The following is a 21954-nucleotide window of genomic DNA, read 5'->3' on the forward strand; positions in this document are numbered from 1 at the left end:
TTCCACACGTACCCATCCCGAACACGACCGTTAAGCCCTCTAGCGCCGATGGTACTTGGACCGCAGGGTCCTGGGAGAGTAGGACGCCGCCAAGCGAAGAACCACTGCCGATGTTATTCGGTGGTGGTTTTTATTTGTGTTTTTTAATATAGATCGTTATCCCCGAGAGATGCCCGCGCATCTCTTGTTTGACTTTGTCCCGTTCCTCTGACACACTCATAAATGGATACATACATCACGTATCAGGCCATGATTTGAAAGATATCATAACTTAGAGAACGGGGTGCAGGACGACATGGAAATTCAGAAATTAACCGTAGATGATTTTGAGCCAGCTATGGCACTCTCCGAGTATGCTTTTCAAGTGGTAATGAGTGAAGAGCAAACGGAGAAGAGACGGAGTCAATTTGATTCACAGGATATATGGGGTGTATTTGAGGAAGGACAATTGGGTGCCAAACTTCATATTATTCCTTTTCAAACCTATATTCATGGGAGATCGTTCGAGATGGGCGGTATTGCGGGAGTAGCGACATGGCCAGAATATAGACGTAAAGGCTGGGTAGCTGGGCTGTTGAAGCATGCGCTGGAGGAAATGAACCGTAACAAACAAAGTATATCGTTTTTGCATCCGTTTTCTTTTGCATTTTATCGGAGATATGGATGGGAGACGTATGTTGAGTTTAAACGATATAAAGTGCCTACAGCTCATCTGCCTGCGAAAAAGGCAACCCCTGGAACAATTCGCCGTGGCGATCCGGGACTCAGTATATTAAAGGAAGTATACAGTGCGTACGCTGAACGCTATAACGGAACCTTGATTCGGGATGATGCGAGATGGGAGAATTCAGTTCTATCTAATGGCGCCAGCCAGAAGGCTGTATATTATGATGAAGCTGGTAAAGCACAAGGCTATGTTTTATATGAGGTTAAGGAAAGAAAGTTTACCATTAAAGAGATCATTTATCTGAATGAAGAGACAAGACAAGGTTTGTGGACCTTTATTGCCAACCATGATTCTATGATTGAGGAAGTCACTTTACAGGCACCAGCCAGTGATATGCTTGCTTTTCAATTAGATAATCCGCGGATTCAGCAGGAAATTGTACCTTTCTTCATGGCACGTATTGTGAGTGTAGAACAATTTATTTCACAGTATCCTTTTGCGAGCCCAGACTCACCAGTACAGATTAATCTCCAGGTAGAGGATGCCCATGCACCATGGAATGAAGGGGTATGGCAGTTGAATGTGGCGATGAATGGTACAGCTTCGATATGGAAAACATCTGAGTCGGCACCTAAGGATCAGACTGTTAAAGTAGACATACAGGCGCTCACCGCAATGCTGATGGGGTATCGTAGGCCCGCAGAGATGGCTCAAATAGGTAGAATTGAAGGACCGAATGGAGCGATTAAGGCTTTGGAGCAAGCGATTCCTGAACGGGAAACGTATTTACTTGATTTTTTCTGATCCTCATAGAGTAACGAGTATTTTAGGATCAATTTCATAGACTTAACTTGTATAGCATTACGATGCTAGTGTGAGACAAATGGACTTCTCCAGCTATTTTGGAGAGGTTTTTTTGTGTCAGCCGAATATTTCGTGTAAAATCGTAAAAAATGAATAGTGCTCCCTCTTGGCAAAACCACAAAATATGCTATAATGTATATAAAGTCAAAGAAAGTCAAAGTCAACTAAAGGTTAAATACTTACGTAACTTTCTTTCTGCAATCCGGTGGTGGGAGCCATATTGAAGGTAGTACACATCAGCGGATAAAAGCAATATTAAAGGACCTTCGAGCGTCCTTCGCTCTCCTGTTAAAGACCGTTGAAGATCAGTTTCGCTGTTTCCTTGATTGGTTAAATGGGTTGAGAAGGTGTACTCTGTAGGGGCGTGTGGGTCCTTATTGACTTAACGTTTCAGACAGTGGAGGATGAGTGGATGCGTAATATCTCTGATATTATCGAACAATATCTGAAGAGTATTTTGCATGAAAGTCCCGAAGGATTGGTCGAAATTCAACGTAATGATCTGGCTGATCAATTTTCATGTGTGCCTTCCCAGATCAATTATGTCATCAGCACCCGATTTACACTCGAAAAAGGTTATCTTGTAGAGAGTAAACGTGGCGGCGGCGGTTATGTTCGCATACAGCGGATTGAATTGCCGGCTCACTCGGCTCTGCATAACCATTTGCACCATAGTATTGGAGATGAGATCGGGCAGACAGCTGCCGAAGGTCTGATCTACCAACTGGAAGAAGCACGTTTCTTGAGCAAAAGGGAAGCCGGGTTGATGCGGGCAGCTGTATCGAGAGAGATTATATTGGTCAAACTTCCTTACCGGGATCAAATTCGTGCCAGAATGTTAAAGGCGATGTTAATATCTTTGCTCGGTAAATGAAAACTATCGGGATCAAGGGGGTACATCATTGTGCTGTGCCAAGAATGCAACAACCGTCCGGCAACACTCCATTTCACGAAGATCGTGAACGGAGAGAAGACGGAATTCCATATTTGTGAGTCATGTGCTCGTGAAAAAGGGGAAATGATTCCCGGAACATCCAACGGATTTTCCATTCATAACTTATTGTCCGGGTTGCTTGATTTTGAACCCTCAGGCAAGAATGGCAGTGCGGGAGCAACACCCGCGCAATCCCTTCGTTGTGAAGAATGCGGCATGACCTATTCACAGTTTAGTAAAATCGGCCGTTTTGGCTGTAGTTCTTGTTATAAATATTTTGACAGTCGTTTGGACCCCCTATTCAAACGGGTTCACGGTAGCACTTCCCACGTGGGTAAAGTGCCTGCACGGGCTGGTGGTCGCATCAAGGTCAAAAGACAGATTGCTGATCTGAAACGGGATCTTCAGGAGAGCATAACGCAAGAGGAGTTTGAAGAAGCCGCTCAAATTCGTGATCAGATCAGGGAACTTGAAAAAGAAATAGCTCAGGAGTAAAGTTTGTGATGAGTAGGAGGGATGCGTAATGCCTAATCTGCGTTTTACAGAGAAGGCGCTCAGCGACTGGATGCGTAGTGATGCGGCTGATTCCGAAATCGTCATTAGCAGCCGAGTCCGGATCGCACGCAACCTGCAGCATTATCCGTTTCCGATGCTGGCTTCCAATGAGCAATCGGAAGAAGTGCTGAATAAGCTGAGCGAAGTACTTCAATATGATGACGTTCATGCCTTTGGAGATTTTCATACCCTAGATCTGATTGATATTGATGACCTTGACAAACGGGTGCTGGTGGAGAAGCATTTAATCAGTCCCAGTCTTGCGAACGAATCCAGAAATGGTGCTGTTATTCTCAGTGAGGATGAATCTGTCAGTATTATGATTAATGAAGAGGATCATCTTCGTATCCAGTGCCTCTATCCGGGGTTCCAGGTGAAAGAAGCCTGGGAGAAAGCTTCCGCCATAGATGATGCTTTTGAAGCGCATGTGGATTACGCTTTTGATGACCGCAGAGGATATTTAACCAGCTGTCCTACGAATGTAGGTACAGGTGTAAGAGCATCTGTCATGATGCATCTACCCGCTCTGGTGATGACACAGCAGATTGGCCGCATTCTAAGTGCAGTCTCCCAAGTCGGACTGACTGTACGGGGAATTTACGGTGAAGGCAGTGAGGCGATGGGTAACCTGTTCCAGATCTCGAACCAGATCACACTGGGGCAGACGGAACAAGAAGTCATCGATAACCTGCATAGTGTTGTGTTACAGATGATTGGGCATGAGCGTACCGCCAGAGAACGGTTAATTACGGACTCCAGATTGCGGATTACCGACAGGGTTATGCGTTCTTACGGCATTTTGTCCCATGCAGCCATCGTCGATTCGAAGGAAGCTGCACAGCGTCTGTCTGATGTTCGACTTGGTGTTGATCTCGGATTGTTGGACGGCTTGTCCATTACCGTGATGAACGAGTTGAATGTGATGACGCAGCCGGGCTTTTTGCAGAAAACATTTGGGGAAGACATGCGGACAGATGAGCGTGACATATATCGGGCTCAGTTGATCCGTGATACGATCAGTGCAGCCAATCAATCCTAGGTTGTTCAAGAGTTGTTTATAAAGGTTTCACGCCGCAGATGCGGCTTTTATATAATAGAGCATTTCTATAAATGAATGCTGAATGATTTTATTCGCAGCACGGCTGCAAACAAAAATGATATGAAGAATACGGTGGGATCCTTTCAACAGCCCCCGTTTTATCCAAAACCATGGAGGTGCAGGAGATATGATGTTTGGAAGATTTACGGAACGGGCCCAAAAGGTGCTCGCATTGGCGCAGGAAGAAGCTGTCCGTCTTGGTCATAATAACATCGGTACAGAGCACATTTTGCTCGGCCTCATTCGTGAAGGCGAAGGCATCGCAGCCAAAGCGCTGATCGGCCTGGGACTCGGATTGGAAAAAATTCAAGATGAAGTAGAGACGCTAATTGGCCGTGGCCAAGAGCAACCTACGAACATTGCATATACGCCTCGTGCGAAAAAAGTGATTGAATTGTCTATGGATGAAGCTCGCAAATTGGGCCATACCTATGTAGGCACAGAGCATATCCTGCTTGGATTGATTCGTGAAGGCGAAGGGGTTGCAGCACGTGTGCTGAACAACCTGGGTATTAGTTTGAACAAGGCACGTCAACAAGTGCTGCAACTGCTTGGCAGCAGTGAAGCTGTATCCAGTCATAATGGTACGCCTTCCAATGTCAGCACACCAACACTGGACAGTCTGGCACGTGATCTTACGGCGTATGCCAAGGAGAACAACCTGGACCCAGTGATTGGACGTAGTAAAGAAATCGAACGTGTTATCCAGGTGCTGAGCCGTCGTACCAAGAACAACCCAGTACTGATCGGTGAGCCAGGTGTAGGTAAAACAGCTATCGCTGAAGGACTTGCACAAAAAATCATCGCCAACGAAATTCCAGAGACTTTGCGTGACAAACGTGTCATGACATTGGATATGGGTTCAGTTGTTGCAGGTACAAAATATCGCGGTGAATTCGAAGATCGTCTGAAAAAAATTATGGATGAAATTCGTCAAGCGGGTAACATTGTCTTGTTCATCGACGAATTGCATACCCTGATTGGTGCAGGCGGAGCGGAAGGTGCAATTGATGCTTCGAACATTTTGAAACCGGCTTTGGCCCGTGGAGAATTGCAGTGCATCGGTGCTACAACGTTGGATGAATATCGCAAATATATCGAGAAGGATGCTGCGCTAGAGCGTCGTTTCCAACCGATTACGGTCGATCAGCCTTCTCCAGAAGAAGCGGTTCAAATTTTGCATGGTTTACGTGATCGTTACGAAGCGCATCACCGGGTAAAAATTACGGATGAAGCGATTGTGCAGGCGGTTAAACTGTCTGATCGGTACATTACAGACCGTTTCCTGCCGGACAAAGCGATTGACCTGATTGATGAGGCGGGTTCCAAAGTAAGACTGAACTCTTACACGATCCCACCTAACCTCAAACAACTGGAGAGCCGTCTCGAGGATATCCGGAAGGAAAAAGACGCAGCGGTTCAAAGCCAGGAGTTCGAAAAGGCAGCAGCTCTGCGTGACACGGAACAAAAAATCCGTGAAGAGCTGGATGTAACGAAGAACCAATGGAAAGAAAAACAAGGTCGCACGGATTCCGAGGTAACTCCTGAGGATATCGCACAAGTAGTAGCCAGCTGGACTGGTATTCCGGTGAATCAGCTGAAAGAAGAAGAGACACAACGCTTGATGAATCTGGAATCAATTCTGCATGAACGTGTCATTGGTCAGGATGAGGCTGTGAAGTCCGTCAGTCGTGCAGTTCGTCGTGCTCGTGCTGGATTGAAAGATCCGAAACGTCCAATGGGTTCATTTATCTTCCTTGGTCCTACAGGGGTAGGTAAAACCGAGCTGGCTCGTGCTCTTGCAGAAGCCATGTTCGGGGATGAAAATGCAGTCATCCGGATTGATATGTCCGAGTATGGCGAGAAGCATTCCACTTCAAGACTCGTCGGAGCTCCTCCGGGATATGTGGGATATGAAGAAGGTGGACAGCTGACAGAGAAAGTTCGTCGCAAACCTTACTCTGTCGTCCTGCTCGATGAAATCGAGAAAGCACATCCTGAAGTATTCAACATCTTGCTGCAAGTGCTTGAGGATGGTCGTCTGACCGACTCCAAAGGTCGCGTCGTAGACTTCCGGAATACGTTGATTATTTTGACATCCAATGTGGGTGCAGAAGCGATCAAACGCAACTCTACACTGGGCTTTACGGCAGTAGTGGATGCAGGTGCGGATTACGATAACATGAAGGGTAAAGTGATGGATGAGCTGAAGAAAAGCTTCCGTCCTGAGTTCCTTAACCGGATTGATGAAATTATCGTGTTCCATTCTCTTGAAGAAAAACACATTGCTGAGATTGTTACACTGATGAGTGAAGAGCTTCGTAAACGTCTGAATGAATACGAGGTCGACTTCGAGCTCACAGACAATGCCAAGGCTTTCCTTGCCAAAGCAGGCTTCGATCCAGCCTATGGTGCTCGTCCGCTTCGTCGGGCGATCCAGAAGCATATTGAAGACAAATTGTCGGAAGAATTGCTCACGGGTAATGTGACTAAAGGTGATTCGTTGCTCATCGATGAAGAGAATGGAGCATTGTCTGTAACTAAAAAAGACGTTGTTGTTCCTTCCACTGAGGAAATCGAAACGAAATAAGTAACACTCAACTAGTGACATAACTACTGAGTCTGATGTATAAAACAAAAATCCTTCCTGGCTTTAGTCGGGAAGGATTTTTTTGTGTTTTTGTGCCAGTCAGAGACCCAGAGCTGTTGTTTATCAGAAAATAAACTTTGAAGCGCTACGAACATGTGTAAAGTTTGCGATAATCCTTTACGAAAAATCTCAAACAATGGTAAACTTTTATTAACCCTGCACGTCAGGGAATTAAGGCAAAATTCGTCGAAAAATGCAAAATGCTGTTATAAAATAAATCCTAGGAGTGCTGAAGTGGCCAAAGTTAAAACCAAGTTTCAGTGTACGGAATGCGGCTATGAAGCCCCCAAATGGTACGGCAAATGTCCGGGTTGTCAGTCTTGGAATTCAATGGTGGAAGAAACCGAAACGGTGGTCAAAACACAAGGGAGAAATTCCCCTCTCTTTGAGAGTAAAGATAAGCCACTTCCCATCATAGATATAGATAGCGGTCAGGAACCGCGTGTACAGACTGGAATTGAAGAACTGAACCGGGTTTTGGGCGGCGGAATTGTTCCAGGATCTCTCGTTCTGGTGGGCGGAGACCCCGGAATCGGAAAATCAACATTGATGTTGCAAACATCTCATGCTTTGACTCACTCAGGTTTGCGTGTGTTATATGTCTCAGGTGAGGAATCAGTTAAGCAAACGAAATTGCGGGCTGACCGTCTGGGTGCGCTGTCTCCTGAGTTATATGTACTATGTGAGACCAATATGGAGCGGGTAGAGGAAGCGGTAGAGCAGATCCAGCCGCATTTTCTAGTCATCGACTCTATTCAGACCGTATATCTGCCAGAAGTCACCAGTGCACCCGGCAGTGTAGCTCAGGTAAGGGAATGTACCTCACGGTTCATGCGAATCGCCAAAGGGCGAGGCATTGCAACCGTACTTGTGGGGCATGTTACGAAAGAAGGCGCCATTGCAGGTCCACGTATGTTGGAACATATGGTGGACTGTGTTCTTTATTTTGAAGGAGAACGGCATCATACGTATCGCCTTTTACGTGCGGTAAAGAACCGTTTTGGTTCGACCAATGAGATCGGCATTTTTGAAATGGGCGAAGATGGACTTCGTGAAGTAGGCAACCCTTCTGAGCTCTTTTTGTCAGAACGTCCTCTGGGTGTGGCTGGTTCTACCGTAGTTGCCAGCATGGAGGGCACACGTCCTCTGCTTGTGGAATTGCAGGCATTGATTTCAACCACACATTTCCCTTCTCCGCGGCGTATGGCAACAGGGGTAGATCTCCATCGATTAAACCTGATTATTGCGGTACTGGAGAAACGGATGGGCATGTTCTTGCAAACGCAGGATGCTTATCTGAACGTAGCTGGTGGTGTGAGATTAGATGAGCCGGCAGTAGATTTGGCGGTTGCTGTAAGTATCGCATCCAGCTTGAGAGATGTACCGACCAAGCCAGATGACGTCATCTTTGGGGAAATCGGTTTAACGGGTGAAGTTCGGGCCGTTTCAAGGGCTGAACAACGTGTGAAAGAAGCTCAGAAATTGGGCTTTAAGCGTGTCATTTTACCAGAAAAAAGCTTAAAGGGCTGGAAACATCCTCGCGGGATACAACTGATCGGTGTGAATACCGTGGCAGATGCACTAGCGGTTGCTTTAGATTAGGGGGCATAACAAGATGAAAGATTCGAGCCAACTGGATAATATGAACGAATTGTTAAGGCTGATTGCACCAGGTACACCTTTCCGCGAAGGTCTGGAGAACGTGCTGCGCGCCAAGACGGGTGCACTGCTGGTTGTAGGATACAGCCCTGAAGTAATGGAAGTGGTGGATGGAGGATTCTCGATTAACTGTGATTTCTCCCCGAACTATTTGTATGAACTCGCCAAGATGGACGGTGCCATTATCCTTAGCGAGGATTTAAAACGTATTCTATACGCCAATACTCAACTTATTCCTGACTCATCCATCTCTTCATCTGAGACGGGGATCCGTCACCGGACGGCTGAGCGTGTCGCGAAACAAACAGGCAAATTAGTCGTATCTATATCGCAGCGGCGGAATATTATCACCTTATACCAAGGAACACTACGGTATTCCCTCAAGGAAATCGGGGTTATTTTGACCAAGGCGAATCAAGCGATTCAAACCTTGGAGAAATACAAGGCTGTATTGACACAGTCCCTTACGAATCTGAGCGCCGCCGAGTTCGAGGAACTGGTAACGATTCCTGAGGTAGTCAATGTCATTCAGCGTACGGAAATGGTTATGCGCATCAAAACGGAAATCAAGCGTTACATTCATGAACTCGGCAACGAGGGACGTCTGATCTCCATGCAGATGGAGGAGCTCGTCGGTACAACAGAAGAGGAAGCCTGGTTGCTGTATAAGGACTATGCCCGTGATGACAGTGATGACAAAATCCGTGAGATTATCGTTGGTCTGAAAAGATTGTCGGACGATGAATTGCTGGATGCACATCATATTGTACGTCTTCTGGGATACCCTTCGTCAGCGGCTACGTCTGAAGATTCGGTTGCACCTCGGGGATATCGGGTATTAAATAAGATACCCCGCCTGCCGAATGTCATCATCCATAACCTGGTGGATCAATTCGAACAATTGCCTCATGTCATTATGGCTACAATAGAAGAGCTGGACGAAGTGGACGGGATTGGAGAGGTACGGGCCCGAACCATTAAGGAAGGTCTCAAGCGTTTGCAGGAGCAGATGTTTATTGACAGACAAATGTAAGGGTTTGCCTATAACGGCTTGAAAATAATGAGGTGAAACAACGATGTTAACCAGATTCATTCCGAATCTCTTTACCTTGGGTAATCTGTTTCTTGGAATGATGGCAATCCTGCTTGCAATTGATGGGAAGTATAGTTTGGCTGCCATTTTGGTCATTATTGCGATGTTACTGGATGGCCTGGATGGCCGTGTCGCACGTGCACTTAATGCCCAGAGTGAGTTTGGCAAAGAGCTGGATTCTTTGTCTGACATGGTTTCATTTGGTGCAGCTCCAGCTCTAATTATATTCATGGTCTCGTTTCAGGACGCAACTCCGGTTCTCGCCTGGATCGCAACCGCAAGCTTTCCAATCTGTGGGGCTATCCGGTTAGCCCGGTTTAACGTTCGCCCCGGTATTCCCGGGTACTTCACAGGTTTGCCGATCCCAGCGGCTGGAGGGGTACTGGCAACACTATCCCTGTTTAATAAGGATATCGGTCCCGTGAGTATGATGATTGCGACCTTGCTGTTATCGTATCTGATGGTAAGTTCGCTGAAATATCCCAATTTCAAAAAGGTTGGTCTACCGCGTAAAGCGATCTGGATTGCACCTTGGGTCATCGTCTTCGCGGTAGTGGTGGCTGTTATGTTTCCAGAACAATTGTCCAAATTGATCTTTATTCCACTTGTGTTATACGCTCTATATGGGATGAAGCATAATATGCGGACGGCAGCCTCGCGGAACCGAGCCAAAAAGCGTAAAGAAGAGAAGTCTTCCCGTCCTTCCGATCGCTAGGCATTCCATCATTTCGGGAAATAAAAAGAAAGCACGTATGCTCCTCAACAGGAGAATACGTGCTTATTTTTGTTTTTAAAATCTATACGTTAACTTAACCATTTGCAATGAAATACGTATTGTTTACGACAAATTGAACATCCCTAACGTCGAACATTTCTGTGACTCGTGATTTACGACCTCTTCCATGTTGATGTCTAGCAGATTGCAGAGAGCCGACATATAAAACAGGTTCCGCCCTAGTTCAGAGCTGATCACCTCTTTACAATTCTCGCACAATTCACCTTCCACATGCGTTTCCAGCAGGCCTTTTGATTGAGCAATGTCGCTCTCTGGGGCATATTTCTGCTTGGTGGCGTGCAGCTCAATGCAGCCGCATTCGGTAATGGCCTTGGACACGGCACGGTTGACAGAGGCGCCGGCTTGTCCTGTTTTGGACAGTACATCAATCAGGCTGCGATGACGCAGCAACAGCTCGGAAACTTGATCCTGAAAAGCCTGTAAACTTAGCGTACTCATTTTGCTACTCACCTCGGGATATGAATTGAATTCATTATATGCCAATAATTTACCTTCTTTCAACTGACGATTGCAACATTTCCAAAAAGTTCTTCAAAAGCGGGATTAGCAATCTGAGAATTGGATCATACTGGATATAAAGATGAAGTTATATTGAAGGAGGTGCAGGGACTTATGTGGAAAAAAGGCATTTTAACTTTTACAGGATTGTGCGGTGCATGGTTCGGCTACACGGCATATCATCTGGCAGGAAAATCCGTCCCTTGGATGGCTGAATGGATTCAATCAGCAGGATTATTGGGGGCTGGGGTATCAACCCTACTAGGTGCTGTATTGTTTATGTCCGTGTGTAACATTGGTGGAACATTAATGGCAACCAGACTACATAATAGTATTGATTCGTTGGCCAAAGTACCGATGAATGAATTGGCTGCGGGTGCGGCGGGTACAGTTGCAGGACTGCTGGTGGCCTTGCTGTTATATCCTTGTGTAGCATGGCTGGGGACGGCCGGAGAAGTGCTGCAAGTGGCACTGACGGTCGTAAGTAGCTATATAGGCTATATGCTTGCAATGGCGAAGAAAGACGATCTGGCGGCCTTCTGGATGTCAGGACGCTGGGGTCATCCTGAGGTGGATGAGGAAAGACGGCTAGAAGAGCACAAAATTTTGGATACCAGTGTAATTATCGATGGTCGCATCGCGGATATATGCAAAACCGGATTTATCGAGGGCACGATTGTAATCCCGGAATTCGTTCTGGAGGAATTGCAGCACATTGCAGATTCATCGGACTTGCTCAAACGGAACAGAGGACGGCGTGGGCTTGATATTCTGAATAAAATTCAGAAGGAATTGGACGTTAAAGTGCTCATCTATGAAGGTGATTTCGAGGAGATTTCGGAAGTGGACAGCAAGCTGGTCAAGCTCGCCAAGGTGCTTCAGGGTAAAGTTGTCACCAACGACTTCAACTTGAACAAGGTCTGTGAATTGCAAGGTGTATCCGTGCTAAATATCAATGATCTCGCCAATGCGGTTAAGCCCGTGGTATTGCCAGGTGAGGAGATTATGGTGCAGATTATCAAAGATGGTAAGGAACACGGTCAAGGTGTAGCCTATCTGGATGATGGCACGATGATTGTTGTGGAAGGCGGACGCGAGTATATCGGCATGATGATGGAAGTGCTGGTGACCAGTGTGCTGCAGACGTCAGCAGGACGAATGATTTTTGCCAAGCCGAAACTGTTGGAAAAAGCCCAATAAAGCGGTATGATGGGTAGTGTATCGTTAGAGTTTATAATATAACTGTATTATATCTCCGAACGGTAAACTGACAGACAAGGCAGGGATTGCGGCATGGATAAAGGGTGGGGTATTGTCATTGTGGCGGCAGGTCGGGGAACCCGGATGGGAACAACCGAGAGTAAGCAGTTTCTGCTGCTGCAGGACAAGCCCGTTTTCATACATACGCTTGAAGTGTTTGCGGCTATGGACGAGGTCAGCGAAATGGTGCTGGTCACGGGAGCTACCGATGTTGAACGCTGCCAGGAATGGGTAAAAGAATACCGACTGGAATCACATGTCCGTGTCATCCCCGGAGGGAAAGAGAGACAGCATTCGGTCCACGAAGGCCTTAAGGCACTAGGGACAGACTGGGTCCTCGTTCACGACGGGGTACGTCCTTTTATAAACCGTGAGCAGATTATGGGATGTATGAAGGCCGCCATGTCGGGTGGAGCAGCTGTATTGGCCGTTCCAGTGAAGGACACGATCAAACAAGTAAATGCGGATGGAATCGTTACGGCGACGCCGGACCGCAGCAGTCTGTGGAGCATTCAAACCCCGCAGGCTTTTCGTCTTTCTTCCCTGCTGATTGCGTACGAATCGGCGGACCGGGACGGATTTCTAGGAACGGATGACGCAATGCTGGCTGAACGCCAGGGAATGTCGGTCAAGGTTGTGGAAGGCAGTTATAAGAACATCAAATTAACGACGCCGGAAGATTTGGAATACGCCGCGTTTTTGCTCAAGGGAGAGAAGAAGCGATGATACGTGTAGGACAGGGATTCGATGTACATCAACTGGTAGAGGGACGCCCATGCATTATTGGCGGGGTAACGATCCCTTATGAAAAAGGACTGCTGGGTCACTCGGACGCAGACGTGCTGCTGCATGCCATCAGTGATGCCATTCTTGGTGCGCTTGCACTTGGGGATATTGGCAAACACTTCCCGGATACGGATCCGGAGTTCAAAGATGCTGATAGCCTGAAACTGCTGGAGCATGTCTGGCAGTTGGTGAAGGATCGTGGATACCGTCTGGGGAACATTGATTCAACCATTATTGCACAGAAACCGAAGATGGCACCTTATGTTCCGCAGATGGCCGAAGTTATTGCCAAGGCACTTGAAGCGGATGTAACTCAGGTGAATGTCAAAGCGACAACAACAGAGCAACTCGGATTCCCTGGACGGGGAGAGGGTATAGCTGCCCAATCGGTTGTTTGCCTTGTTCGCGTGTGATATTATCAACCAATTAGAGACGGAGGGGATATTATGAGCACCGAAGTTCGCGTGCGCTACGCGCCGAGTCCAACGGGACACCTGCATATCGGGAACGCCCGTACGGCGCTGTTTAACTATTTGTATGCCAAACATAATAACGGCAAATTCATTATTCGTATTGAGGATACGGACGTGAAACGCAACATTGCCGGTGGTGAGGAAAGCCAGCTGAAATACCTGAAATGGCTCGGAATCGAGTGGGACGAAAGTATTGATGTCGGCGGCGAGTACGGACCATACCGTCAGACGGAACGTTTGGACATCTATCGTAAATATACGCAGGAGCTGCTGGATAAAGGTCTGGCTTACCGCTGTTATTGCACGGAAGAAGAGCTGGAGCAAGAACGTGAGGAACAGACAGCACGTGGAGAAACTCCGCGTTATTCGGGTAAACACCGTGATCTGACACCGGAGCAACAGAGCGCATTTGAAGCGGAAGGCCGTGTGGCGAGTATTCGTTTCCGTGTACCGGAAGAACGCATCTATACGTTTGATGACATGGTCAAAGGAACAATCTCATTCAACAGCAAGGAATCCGGCGACTTCGTTATTGTGAAAAAAGACGGCATTCCTACGTACAACTATGCAGTTGCTGTCGATGATCATTTGATGAAAATCTCCCACGTCCTGCGTGGGGAAGATCACATCTCTAACACACCGCGTCAACTGATGATTTATGAAGCGCTTGGCTGGGAGCCGCCGCAATTCGGTCATATGACGTTGATCGTGAATGAAAACCACAAAAAGCTGAGTAAACGTGACGAATCCGTTATTCAGTTTATTGAACAATATGATCAGCTCGGCTATCTGCCTGAGGCGATGTTTAACTTCATCTCCCTGCTTGGCTGGTCGCCTGAAGGAGAAGAAGAGATCTTCTCGCAGGAGCAGTTAATCTCCATTTTTGATACGAAGCGTCTGTCCAAGAGCCCGGCGGTATTTGATACACACAAGCTGGCTCACTTGAACAACCACTACATCAAAAATGCTGAACCAGATCGCATTGCCGAAATGGCGATTCCACATCTGCAAAAAGCGGGACGTATTGCAGCTGAGCTCTCACCTGAACAAAAAGAATGGGCATATACGCTTGTTCATCTCTACCAAGAGCAAATGAATTCTGCCTCCGATATCGTGGAGTTGTCGGAAGTGTTCTTCCGTTCCCACCTGGAGCTGGAAAGTGAAGGGGCTGCTGTACTGGCTGAGGAGCATGTACCAACCGTTCTGAAGGCATTTGCTGATAAAGTACAGGCTAGCGACGAATTTACACCAAGCAAGATGGCTGCGCTGATCAAAGAAGTTCAGAAAGAGACCGGATTTAAGGGTAAACAGCTGTTTATGCCGATCCGTGTAGCTCTGACAGGACAGACTCATGGACGCGATCTGAACCAAACAATTGTACTGCTTGGCCGCGATACGGTCATTGATCGATTGCATGCTCAGGTAAAAGGCGCGTAAGTAACGCCCTTGTTTAGTCTACTTTGACTTAAGGATGGAACTTCGTTCCCACCGATATGAAGGAAGATTGTTGTCAGTCCATAACCTTTTCGCTATAATAGCAACACAAAGGTTAAATGGTATGATTTTATCATTCATCATAAAAACAGCAAAGACCGGGAGAAGTAGGCTGAACCGGACAGATTCAGAGAGGATGGTCCCGCAGTAAAGAACAAGATTCTTTGCTGAGGTGGCTGTGAGTCATCCGCTGTCCGTCAGTCGAAATGCACCCGTGAGCTGCATAGCCGAATCCGGCCCCGCCTCTCGTTATGTAGGAGAGAGGAAAACGTCAGGATAGGTTGTGACGGTTGGTTCCCGTTACGGAACTGTTGAGGGTTCATTCTTGTGCAAGGATATGAGGCAGCTATAACAGGTAGCCTAGTTCTTGTATGTTAAGGCATGAACCGAGCAGAGTGGGACCGCGATAAACGCCTCTGCAGCTTAATAGCTGCAGAGGCGTTTTCTATTTAGGTCGAGTCAGAAGAACACTACCATGAGGGCCGCGCCATCCGGAAAGCCGGAGGACGAAGACCTGAACAAGAGGGGAACGAGCATGTTCAAGAAGATCAGATCAGATATCCAGGCGGTGTTTGAAAACGATCCGGCGGCCCGGGGATGGTTTGAGGTTGTATTTACCTACTCGGGGCTGCATGCGATATGGGCGCACCGGGTGGCACACTTTTTATACAAGCGGAGATGGTTTTCTTTCGCGCGGTTCATTTCACAGGTCAGCCGCTTTATGACAGGCATCGAAATCCATCCAGGCGCTACGATTGGCAATCGGTTGTTTATTGACCATGGCATGGGCGTGGTGATTGGGGAAACGTGTGAAATTGGCGACGATGTTGTCATCTATCAGGGGGTCACACTTGGCGGAACGGGTAAAGAAAAAGGGAAGAGACATCCGACAATTGGCAATAATGTGGTTATCTCATCCGGAGCGAAGGTGCTAGGTTCCTTCAGCGTGGGGGATCAATGTAATATTGGTGCGAACTCGGTTGTGCTGAAGGAAGTCCCTTCGAATAGCACCGTTGTAGGCATACCGGGCAGAATCGTGAAGCAGGATGGCCGCCGGGTGGACCGTCTGAATCAGCAGCTTCCCGATCCGGTCATCGATTCCCTGCGCACTATGCAGCAAGAAATCGAACGATTACGTGAAGAAGTGCGTACTTTGCAGAGTACACGTGAAAGTGAGTTTTCCCGTGGTACAATAGAATAATGATGGAAACGGATGAAAGGAAAGTGACTATGACGCTTCAAATTTACAATACGATGAGTCGTACCAAAAAGAATTTTGTTCCTCAAGAGCCGGGGAAAGTGAAAATGTATGTGTGCGGGCCGACGGTATATGATTACATTCATATCGGGAATGCACGTCCAGTTATCTTTTTCGACACAGTTCGCGGATATTTGGAACAGACCGGACATGAGGTGAACTATGTCGTAAACTTCACGGATGTCGATGATAAGCTCATTCGTAAAGCTGAGCAGCTTGGCACGGATGTTCCTCATGTCGCAGAGAAGTTTATTGCAGCGTACTACGAGGATCTCGAAGGGCTGGGTATTCCGAAGGCAAGCAGTAATCCAAGAGTGACCGAAAACATGCCGCTTATTATTGATTTTATCCGTGAGCTGGTTGAAAAGGACTTCGCCTATGAAAATGGGGGTGACGTATATTATCGCACAGGCAAATTTGCGGAGTACGGCAAACTATCGAAGCAAAACCTTCAGGAATTACAGTTTGGAATTCGTATTGGTGTAGATGAGCGCAAAGAGCATCCAGAAGACTTTGTCCTCTGGAAAGCTGCGAAGCCGGGTGAGATTTTCTGGTCCAGTCCATGGGGCGATGGTCGTCCGGGCTGGCATATCGAGTGCTCTGCCATGGCACGGGAATACCTGGGGGATACGTTGGATATTCACGGCGGAGGACAGGATTTGCAGTTCCCTCACCATGAGTGCGAATGCGCTCAATCCGAGGTGTTGACTGGTAAACCACTGGCAAACTACTGGATGCATAACGGATTCATCCGTATTGATAACGAAAAAATGTCGAAATCACTCGGCAACGGTGTGCTTGTCAAAGACCTTCGCAATCAATATAAACGCGAAGCCATTCGTTATTTCATGTTGTCTACTCACTATCGCAATCCGTTGAACTTCACGGAAGATACGATGGAACAGGCACAGAATAGTGTGGACCGGATCGCAAATGCCGTAGGTAACCTTAATCATCGCTTGCAGGCTGTGAGCGTGGATCAGGCTGTGTCAGCTGAGTTTGCAGCGAGACTGGAGCAGATTCGTCAGCAGTATCATGAGAAAATGCAGGACGACTTCAATACGCCTGATGCGATTACGGCAATGTTTGAGTGGGCTGGGGAAGCTAACCAACTGTTGCAGCAAGATGTGGTAAACGCTGCGGACATTCGTGCTCTGCTGGAATTGTTCAATGAGTTGAATGCAGTGCTTCGTATCTATACCGAGGCTGAACCGGAGCTTTTGGACGAAGAAATCGAACGTCTAATTGTAGAACGTAACGAAGCACGCAAAACCAAAAACTGGGCGCGGGCTGATGAAATTCGGGATGAACTGTCTGCGCAGGGCATCTTGCTTGAGGATACGGCTCAAGGAATGAGATGGCGGCGCAAATGAGCGAGGAACAACTGAAAAAGTTGTCAGAATCCGTCGAGCATACCGAGCAACGAGATGAACAGCAGACAGATGAACAGTCTCTGAGCGTTGACCAGGGAGGATGGTTTCCTTATCCCCCCTCCCGGCCTGCACGGTTGATTCCTCCCATCGCTCTCGCCTACATTGGTGATGCGGTATATGAGGTAGCAGTACGGCAGTATCTGTTATCCAAAGCCAACATGCGTCCTAACCATCTGCACCGTAGTGCGACCGGTTTGGTATCGGCGAAGGCACAAAGCCGTATTCTCACAGGTATTGAGGCTGAGCTGACCGAGGAAGAGCGTGACATTGTCAGACAAGGTCGTAATGCCAAGTCTGGCAGTATTCCCAAAAACGCAGACGTTTTGGAGTATAGACATGCCACGGCTCTGGAGTGTCTGATCGGTTACCTGTATAGCAGTGGTCGGCATGATCGCATGATTGAACTGATTCGCCGGGGTATCGAGCATGCGGAACAACATTCGCAATCACCGACAAAATAATATAAATTACAACAAAGCCGCTTCTGTAGGGTGCGCCGATTAGGGTGCAGTAAATCACAGGGCGTTATAGAGAGGATCGAACAAAGATGGAAGAAGAATGGATCGCCGGTAAGCACTCCGTAACGGAGGCGCTGCGTTCAGGCCGGACCATTAATAAAATATGGATTGCAGATACAGCGCAAAAACATTTGACTCAGCCTATTATCGCTGAAGCAAAAAAATTAGGTGTTGTCATTCAGCACGTAGACAAGCGTAAACTGGATCAAACAGTTCCGGGCATTCAACACCAGGGTGTGATGGCGCAAGCGGCTCCTTACGCTTATGTAGAGGTTGAAGACATTCTTGCTGCAGCGGCTGCTAAAAATGAACATCCATTTTTGATTTTGCTGGATGAGATCGAAGATCCACATAATCTTGGATCAATTTTGCGGACGGCAGACTGCACGGGTGCGCATGGTGTCATTGTGCCCAAACGGCGCTCAGCTGCAGTTACAGTGACTGTATCCAAAACTTCAGCAGGTGCGGTGGAGTATGTGCCAGTGGCTCGTGTAAGCAATCTGGGTCAAACCATTGACCGTCTCAAGGAAGAGGGCGTATGGGTCGTAGGCACAGATGTGGCTGCTCAGGAGAGCGTGTTTGGTAACGGCGTCTTTACAGGCCCGGTAGCCCTCGTGATCGGAAACGAAAACAAGGGAATGGGACGACTCATTCGTGAGAAATGCGATGTGTTGATCAAATTGCCGATGCAAGGTCAGATTAATTCCCTGAATGCTTCCGTGGCAGCGGGTGTTGTCATGTATGAGGTGCTCCGCTCGCGCCAAGCGCAGGACTAGAAGATATGGCTGATTCCCGTGATGTGCTTCTTGTAGACGGGTACAACATGATTGGTGACTGGCCGGAGCTATCCAGATTGGCGGAGAGTGGATTGGAGGAGGCCCGCAACAGGCTTCTATCTCGACTAGCCGACTATCAGGCATTCTCCGGCCTGAGAGTCATTGTTGTTTTTGACGCCTACCTCGTGCCTGGACTCGGTAAATCCTTTACACAGAGCAAAGTGCAGATCTTTTTTACAAAGGAAAAAGAGACGGCAGACGAATGCATTGAGAGACTCGTTCGGGAACTAAGCACGCGAAGACGCCAAATCTATGTGGCTACAAGCGATATGGTAGAGCAGCATGTCATTTTTGGACAGGGAGCTCTGCGTGTATCCGCAAGGGAATTGCTGATCGAAGTAGAGCAGAACGAAAAAGAGTTACAGAAACGTTTGGAAGAAGATCAAGCTAAAGCAACGCGAAATACACTCGGCGGGAAGTTAAGTCCGGATGTTTTGAAGCAGTTTGAGCGGTGGCGCCGGGAATAACAGCACGGTTTTACAAAAATTAGAATTTTGAAACTCTTGACAATTATGTTATTGATGTTCTTTTTTAGGCATAGCGTGGTTGACGGTGTGAGGTACCATCATATATACTGATCCTATATTTCATAGAGTAGAGTAACGGGGTACCTTGCGTTGCAGCCGGAGGGATTGTCTGTGAGTGTCGACCTCAAAGATATCATGTTATCCAAGTATGATTACCAAAGTGACGAAGACATTGTCGAAGCGGTCCGTGAAGGTGAAAGCGAAGCGCTGGAGTTTTTGATTAACAAATATCGTAACTTTGTACGCGCCAAGGCAAGATCTTATTTTCTGATTGGGGCTGACCGGGAAGATATCATTCAAGAAGGAATGATTGGACTCTATAAATCCATTAGGGATTTCAAAGGGGACAAGCTCGCTTCTTTCAAAGCCTTCGCCGAGTTGTGTATTACACGACAGATTATTACGGCAATCAAGACAGCAACACGTCAGAAGCATATTCCGCTTAATTCTTATGTATCACTGGACAAACCTATTTATGACGAAGAGTCCGATCGTACGTTACTCGATGTGATTTGTGGAACACAGGTCAGCGATCCGGAAGAACTTATCATCAATCAGGAAGAGTTTGTGGGCCTGGAAGATAAGATGTCTGAGATTCTGAGTGATCTGGAACGTAAAGTATTGATGTTGTATCTGGACGGGAGATCTTATCAAGAGATTGCAGTGGATTTGGACAGGCATGTAAAGTCCATTGATAATGCACTTCAGCGCGTGAAGCGTAAACTTGAAAAGTACCTGGAAGTTCGAGATAATTGAACACATGTTGTCGTTGACGGAAAAGGCTCGGGGTTTGAGTCTTTTTTTGCTGCCTCAAGTTTATAAAGTTAAAGAATGATTATACTAGTAATCGCTTGGTCCATGCAGGAGAAGAGAAAAACAGAGATGAGAAACTGAATGTGTTTGATAGGAACTTTTTACCCATTGATGAAAGGCTATTCTTTCATTGACATGGTTATACCCTTATGATAAAGTGTTTTAGGTAGGCCTAAATTCGCGGCTTTTTTTTAGGATTAATTTAGAGACTCCGCTTGAATGTGGAAGTCTTCGGGAGGTGTACATCATGCGGGTAATTATTACTTTGGCTTGTACAAACTGCAAACAAAGAAATTACACTACGACAAAAAACAAGCGTAATCACCCCGACCGCATGGAGATGAAGAAATTTTGCAAGTTTTGTAACGAGCAGACTTCTCATCGCGAAACCAGATAGTTTTTTGGAGGTGTAGTCGGCGTGAAACGTAGTTTCAAATCTCTGATTTCCTTTTTCTCTGAAAGCTGGGCTGAACTTAAAAAAGTTCGCTGGCCTAATCGTAAAGAGCTGACCAACTACACATTGATCGTTCTTGGTACTGTTGTGGTTATGACGCTGTTTTTTTGGGTCATTGATATCGGCATCTCCGCTGTGATCGAAGCGATTATTTAAGAAGGGTCCCAGGTGGCTTGATATGGAAAAAAGATGGTACGTCGTTCATACCTATTCAGGGTATGAGAATAAGGTCAAAGCCAATTTGGAAAAACGCGTAGAGTCCATGGGCATGGAAGACAAGATTTTCCGCGTTCTTGTTCCTATGGAAGAAGAAGTGGTAAACAAAGACGGAAAGAAAAAAACCGTTATGCGTAAAGTTTACCCCGGATATGTCTTGGTGGAAATGGTCCAGACGGATGACTCTTGGTATGTTGTTCGCAACACACCAGGTGTTACGGGATTTGTCGGTTCGACAGGTTCCGGGTCCAAACCAACAGCCTTGCTGCCTGAAGAAGTGGAACAAATTCTGAAGCACATGGGCATGGTTGAGCCGAAGCCTAAAATTGAATTCGATATTAAGGAATCCGTACGTATTAAAGTTGGTCCTTTTGCGAATTTTGTGGGCTCCGTGGAAGAAATCTTGGTAGACAAAAGCAAGTTGAAAGTGCACGTGAACATGTTTGGACGGGAAACACCGCTTGAGTTGGAATACACGCAAGTGGAGAAGATATAGTCTCTTCAAGTTTCTTGTGGGAGGGCTGAGAGGCCCGTTAACCACTATTTTGCAAGGAGGTGTCAATCATGGCAAAAAAGGTAATCAAAATGGTAAAACTGCAAATTCCAGCAGGTAAAGCGAATCCAGCGCCGCCGGTAGGTCCAGCTTTGGGTCAAGCAGGTGTCAACATCATGGCATTCTGTAAAGAGTTCAACGCTCGTACAGCCGATCAAGCGGGATTGATTATTCCTGTTGAAATCACAGTATTCGAAGACCGTTCCTTTACTTTCATTACTAAAACTCCACCAGCAGCAGTTCTGTTGAAAGTGGCAGCTAAAGTAGAAAAAGGATCCGGCGAACCGAACAAGAAAAAAGTCGCTACCGTTAAACGTGATGCGGTACGTCAAATCGCGGAACAAAAAATGCCTGACCTGAATGCTGCTGACGTTGAGTCTGCAATGCGTATGGTCGAAGGTACTGCCCGCAGCATGGGTATCACCATCGAAGACTAATTTTTCATCTGAAACATGGCTTCGTAAAGCCGGCCGATTCGCGGCCGGTTGATGTGGGAGGTATATCCGCTAACACCACAA

Annotated in this window: 23 protein-coding genes and 1 rRNA gene; 23 read left to right on the forward strand and 1 reads right to left on the reverse strand. The window is 47.0% G+C overall.

Annotated features, from left to right (window positions below):
- From rrf to pssA, 9 genes are all read left to right on the forward strand, one after another.
- Positions 1–95 (forward strand): 5S ribosomal RNA (rrf, locus tag BLS14_RS31015); the annotation flags it as partial.
- Positions 96–295: 200 nt separating this feature from the next.
- Positions 296–1471, forward strand: coding sequence for a GNAT family N-acetyltransferase (gene eis / locus BLS14_RS31020; protein WP_063567404.1), 1176 nt, complete (start codon positions 296–298; stop codon positions 1469–1471).
- A 472-nt stretch (positions 1472–1943) separates the two neighbouring features.
- Positions 1944–2405, forward strand: coding sequence for a CtsR family transcriptional regulator (locus BLS14_RS31025; protein WP_063567405.1), 462 nt, complete (start codon positions 1944–1946; stop codon positions 2403–2405).
- 30 nt (positions 2406–2435) lie between these two features.
- A complete protein-coding gene (locus BLS14_RS31030) occupies positions 2436–2960 on the forward strand; it encodes a protein-arginine kinase activator protein McsA (protein WP_063567406.1) in 525 nt (174 codons plus the stop codon).
- Positions 2961–2988: 28 nt separating this feature from the next.
- A complete protein-coding gene (locus BLS14_RS31035) occupies positions 2989–4059 on the forward strand; it encodes a protein-arginine kinase McsB (protein WP_063567407.1) in 1071 nt (356 codons plus the stop codon).
- Between the two features lie 187 nt (positions 4060–4246).
- Entirely contained in the window at positions 4247–6709 is a 2463-nt protein-coding gene (gene clpC / locus BLS14_RS31040; protein WP_063567408.1) for an ATP-dependent protease ATP-binding subunit ClpC, read from the forward strand.
- Between the two features lie 294 nt (positions 6710–7003).
- Complete coding sequence (gene radA, locus BLS14_RS31045) at positions 7004–8371, forward strand: DNA repair protein RadA (RefSeq protein ID WP_063567409.1); 1368 nt, start codon at positions 7004–7006, stop codon at positions 8369–8371.
- A 13-nt stretch (positions 8372–8384) separates the two neighbouring features.
- The gene (disA, locus tag BLS14_RS31050; RefSeq protein WP_063567410.1) at positions 8385–9461 is read left to right on the forward strand and encodes a DNA integrity scanning diadenylate cyclase DisA; all 1077 of its coding nucleotides are present in this window, start codon (positions 8385–8387) and stop codon (positions 9459–9461) included.
- A gap of 43 nt (positions 9462–9504) precedes the next feature.
- On the forward strand, positions 9505–10236 hold the full coding sequence (gene pssA / locus BLS14_RS31055; protein ID WP_063567411.1) for a CDP-diacylglycerol--serine O-phosphatidyltransferase: 732 nt from the start codon (positions 9505–9507) through the stop codon (positions 10234–10236).
- Positions 10237–10359: 123 nt separating this feature from the next.
- On the opposite strand, the gene BLS14_RS31060 is transcribed toward pssA, so the two are convergent.
- Positions 10360–10755, reverse strand: a complete 396-nt coding sequence (locus BLS14_RS31060; RefSeq protein ID WP_024633611.1) for a nucleoside triphosphate pyrophosphohydrolase family protein — start codon at positions 10753–10755, stop codon at positions 10360–10362.
- 174 nt (positions 10756–10929) lie between these two features.
- Here BLS14_RS31060 and BLS14_RS31065 point away from each other — a divergent pair, with 174 nt between their 5' ends.
- The 14 genes from BLS14_RS31065 to rplK all read left to right on the forward strand — a co-directional run bounded on the left by BLS14_RS31065 (position 10930) and on the right by rplK (position 21873).
- On the forward strand, positions 10930–12015 hold the full coding sequence (locus BLS14_RS31065; protein WP_063567412.1) for a PIN/TRAM domain-containing protein: 1086 nt from the start codon (positions 10930–10932) through the stop codon (positions 12013–12015).
- 93 nt (positions 12016–12108) lie between these two features.
- The gene (gene ispD, locus BLS14_RS31070; protein WP_090955708.1) at positions 12109–12801 is read left to right on the forward strand and encodes a 2-C-methyl-D-erythritol 4-phosphate cytidylyltransferase; all 693 of its coding nucleotides are present in this window, start codon (positions 12109–12111) and stop codon (positions 12799–12801) included.
- Positions 12798–13274 carry a 2-C-methyl-D-erythritol 2,4-cyclodiphosphate synthase gene (gene ispF, locus BLS14_RS31075; protein ID WP_053779226.1) on the forward strand — a complete coding sequence of 159 codons (477 nt, stop codon included), beginning with the start codon at positions 12798–12800 and terminating at the stop codon, positions 13272–13274. Before ispD ends, ispF begins: the two co-directional genes overlap by 4 nt.
- Positions 13275–13307: 33 nt before the next feature.
- Positions 13308–14771: a glutamate--tRNA ligase gene (gene gltX / locus BLS14_RS31080; RefSeq protein WP_064642087.1), complete on the forward strand. Its 1464-nt coding sequence runs from the start codon at positions 13308–13310 to the stop codon at positions 14769–14771.
- A gap of 592 nt (positions 14772–15363) precedes the next feature.
- Positions 15364–16029, forward strand: a complete 666-nt coding sequence (cysE, locus tag BLS14_RS31085) for a serine O-acetyltransferase (protein WP_063567438.1) — start codon at positions 15364–15366, stop codon at positions 16027–16029.
- Between the two features lie 29 nt (positions 16030–16058).
- A complete protein-coding gene (gene cysS / locus BLS14_RS31090; protein WP_090955710.1) occupies positions 16059–17459 on the forward strand; it encodes a cysteine--tRNA ligase in 1401 nt (466 codons plus the stop codon).
- Complete coding sequence (locus BLS14_RS31095; RefSeq protein WP_079697651.1) at positions 17456–17980, forward strand: Mini-ribonuclease 3; 525 nt, start codon at positions 17456–17458, stop codon at positions 17978–17980. The genes cysS and BLS14_RS31095 overlap by 4 nt, the downstream gene beginning before the upstream one ends.
- A gap of 86 nt (positions 17981–18066) precedes the next feature.
- The gene (gene rlmB, locus BLS14_RS31100) at positions 18067–18813 is read left to right on the forward strand and encodes a 23S rRNA (guanosine(2251)-2'-O)-methyltransferase RlmB (protein ID WP_063567416.1); all 747 of its coding nucleotides are present in this window, start codon (positions 18067–18069) and stop codon (positions 18811–18813) included.
- 5 nt (positions 18814–18818) lie between these two features.
- Positions 18819–19340 (forward strand): NYN domain-containing protein, encoded by a 522-nt coding sequence (locus BLS14_RS31105; protein ID WP_063567417.1) that lies wholly within the window; start codon positions 18819–18821, stop codon positions 19338–19340.
- A gap of 171 nt (positions 19341–19511) precedes the next feature.
- Positions 19512–20156, forward strand: coding sequence for an RNA polymerase sporulation sigma factor SigH (sigH, locus tag BLS14_RS31110; protein ID WP_024633601.1), 645 nt, complete (start codon positions 19512–19514; stop codon positions 20154–20156).
- A 304-nt stretch (positions 20157–20460) separates the two neighbouring features.
- Positions 20461–20610, forward strand: a complete 150-nt coding sequence (gene rpmG, locus BLS14_RS31115; protein ID WP_072735843.1) for a 50S ribosomal protein L33 — start codon at positions 20461–20463, stop codon at positions 20608–20610.
- Between the two features lie 21 nt (positions 20611–20631).
- Positions 20632–20823 (forward strand): preprotein translocase subunit SecE, encoded by a 192-nt coding sequence (secE, locus tag BLS14_RS31120; protein WP_053779219.1) that lies wholly within the window; start codon positions 20632–20634, stop codon positions 20821–20823.
- Positions 20824–20845: 22 nt separating this feature from the next.
- Positions 20846–21379, forward strand: coding sequence for a transcription termination/antitermination protein NusG (nusG, locus tag BLS14_RS31125; RefSeq protein WP_024633599.1), 534 nt, complete (start codon positions 20846–20848; stop codon positions 21377–21379).
- Positions 21380–21447: 68 nt separating this feature from the next.
- A complete protein-coding gene (rplK, locus tag BLS14_RS31130; RefSeq protein WP_024633598.1) occupies positions 21448–21873 on the forward strand; it encodes a 50S ribosomal protein L11 in 426 nt (141 codons plus the stop codon).
- Positions 21874–21954 lie beyond the last annotated feature (81 nt).

The organism is Paenibacillus sp. OK060, from assembly GCF_900101205.1.
GTDB lineage: Bacteria > Bacillota > Bacilli > Paenibacillales > Paenibacillaceae > Paenibacillus > Paenibacillus marchantiae.